The following is a 2,795-nucleotide window of genomic DNA, read 5'->3' as shown; positions in this document are numbered from 1 at the left end:
CGTAAGGTAAAACGCACCCTTCGGTTGGATCACCTTTACACCAGGAATCCCTGATAATAGAGAAGTTGCTTTTTCTGCTCTTTTTTTAAATTTCAAATTTCGAGTTTTTAAGTGGTTTAAAAATTCGGGATGCGAATACACTAAAGGGATCGAAAGTTGTGGCAATGTTGTAGAACAAACTTCCAACATCTTCGCATCTAACAATGATTTGATGTAACGTTCAAATGTGGGATCATTTTTACGATTGAACACTTCCAACCACCCACATCTGGCACCAGGCCATGGAAATTCTTTCGATATGGATCGAAGTGCAAAACCACAAACCTTGTCTCCAATGACCTCGGATAAATGGATGCTTCCCCATTCTGAATAATTCACATGGGCATAAGTTTCGTCACAAATTAAGATGATATCATACTTCTCACAAATTTTGACAATCTCACGCATCACTTCTTTCGGATACACGGCACCCGTTGGATTGTCAGGATTGATGAGTAAAATTCCTGCAATCGAATCATTGTATTTCACTTTGTTTTCGATGTCTTCTAAATCAGGCATCCAATCGTTATTGGGATTTAATTCATACGTAAGGTGTTCGTATCCAGAATGTGCTGCTTCCGCCGAAGACAAAGTGGAATAGGCCGGAGAAGGTCCAAGGATCCTTGCTTCCCTTCTCATAAATCCAAAAATCTTTGCAACTGCATCACCGAGGCCATTGAAGAATAAAATGTCTTCAGATGTGATTTGAGCTCCACCACGCTCATTGACTTTCTCTGCCAAAAACTTTCGAGTGGTTTCATCACCTTGGGTCGCCGTATAAGCCCAAGATTTATTTTGGTTCACAAGTCCACTGACAATCTCTTTCATCCAAGAAGGGATACTCTCTCCTTTTTGGATGGGATCCCCAATGTTTTCCCAAGTGATGGGAACACCCATTGCTTCAATTTGTTTGGCTAGGGCTACAATTTGGCGGATTTCGTAAATGAGGGCATCCGCCCCCGAATGGACTATATTTCTTCTCATATCATTTTTTGCCCTTTTGGTAAGTTGCCTCCACCAAAGGGATCGATAATTCCATCTCTTGGGTATCCCGTAATATCTTCAACCGTAAGACGCCCCCAAGTCCCACAAGTCCCACCTGTTCTCGTAAATCGTTGATGTGGCGGACCACGAGGCCATTGGCTCCTTCTATAAAGTCATAGCGACGCAGTCCCCCTTTCTCTGCAGCAGAGTTTGGTTCGATGTCGTACACGAGGACTCCAATGGCTTCACTGGGGATGCCAAGGGAACGCCGATGGTCAGGGAGAGGTGCCGTCGCCATCACACCGAGGGTGGCAGGGCGAATGTTTTGACCCACATTTTGTTCGATTTGGCGTAACACTCGTTTGGCATAATTGATGGGGATGGCAAATCCAATGCCTGCACTAGACCCACTCGAAGAGCGGATCATCCGATTGATTCCAACCACCTCTCCATAGATATTGAGAAGAGGCCCGCCACTGGATCCAGGGTTAATGGCTGTGTCAGTTTGGATATGGGTTTGGCCTGTTTCATCCAAGTCCTCTCTAGATTTGGCAGAGACCACTCCGACGGTAAATGTTTTCTCCAAACCGTAGGGCGAACCAACGGCAATGGCCCAATCTCCCACTTCGATTTCGTCAGAATTTCCAAGAAAGGCGGGTGTGAATTTGTCTTCACTCGGTATTTTCAAAAGAGCAATGTCAGCACGTTCATGGCTCCCCACATACCTGGCAGGAAAAATCCTTCCATCGGACATGATGATCTCTATGATTTCGGCATTTTTGATGACATGGTAGTTGGTCACGACAAACCCACGTTCATCAATGATGAACCCACTCCCGATCGATGAAATGCGATCTTCGCGACTTTCCCCGAAGGCATAGGGGTGGAAAATCATTTCTGTTTTTTTCGTCCGAATGGAAACAACAAATTGTTGGGCTTCGCGATAGACATTGCGAAAACTAGATTGGATTTGTATGGCTTGGCTTTGTTTGCTTGCAGAGATCGGTTTTGGGGAGGAAAAAAGTTTTGTCAATGCCGACCGAATCTCCGGAAAAAAGATCGCAAATAAAAGTACAAAGACTAAGGCAAAGTTAATGTAGACGACTGGCGGAATCGAATTTTTTCTTTCCATAGAATGCCAAAACCCCCTCCACTTTTGCCGATTCCCTTCCTGTGTCGAACGAAAAAGAGAAAAACGATCATTACAATCATATTCTTTCCATTTTTCCTGACCGGATGTTTGCCTTATCTATACCATTTAGGGAAAGAACAATCTGCAATAATTTTAGGCAGAGAGAAAATTGAAACAGTCTTAACAAAACCAAATCTTGATCCAAAAACCAAACAAAAATTAAATTTAATCCGAGAAGTCCGGAAATTTGCCATCGATAAACTAGCGCTAAACGAAAATGGTGGTTTCGAATACTTTACAGAGCTAAACCGGGAAGAAATTGGTTGGAATGTAAGTGCCTCCGAATCATTAAATCTAAAATCATATACCTGGTGGTTCCCCATTGCTGGCACAGTCCCGTATAAAGGATTCTTTAACAAAGAATTGGCGATAGAACTTGAAAATGAACTAAAAGAAAAAGGTTATGATACTAGGGTTAGAGCCATTGGCGGATATTCAACATTAGGTTGGTTTTCAGATCCAGTATTATCACCACAATTAACTTGGCCTGACCACCGTTTGGTAGGGCTTGTCATTCATGAAATGGCACATGCAACCGCCTATTTACCAGGTGATACAACATTAAATGAATCTTACGCAA

Annotated in this window: 3 protein-coding genes; 1 reads left to right on the top strand and 2 read right to left on the bottom strand. The window is 43.1% G+C overall.

The genetic code is table 11. The features are described 5' to 3' along the window. The coding region (locus EHQ62_RS08320) for a pyridoxal phosphate-dependent aminotransferase (protein WP_135641797.1) at positions 1 to 1,023 on the bottom strand (1,023 nt) is incomplete at its 3' end. Position 1,024: 1 nt separating this feature from the next. Beyond that, entirely contained in the window at positions 1,025 to 2,155 is a 1,131-nt protein-coding gene (locus EHQ62_RS08315) for a S1C family serine protease (protein ID WP_135641794.1), read from the bottom strand. Between the two features lie 3 nt (positions 2,156 to 2,158). On the opposite strand from EHQ62_RS08315, the gene EHQ62_RS08310 reads away from it, so the two are divergent. Then, positions 2,159 to 2,795 (top strand): aminopeptidase (locus EHQ62_RS08310; protein ID WP_167482859.1); only part of this gene is annotated, 637 nt, incomplete at its 3' end.

The sequence above is a fragment of the Leptospira jelokensis genome (genome assembly GCF_004769635.1).
In the GTDB taxonomy this organism is placed as follows: Bacteria; Spirochaetota; Leptospiria; order Leptospirales; family Leptospiraceae; genus Leptospira_A; species Leptospira_A jelokensis.
The sequence above is the reverse complement of the archived record's forward strand: the minus strand, read 5'-3'. Positions and strand labels throughout refer to the sequence as shown.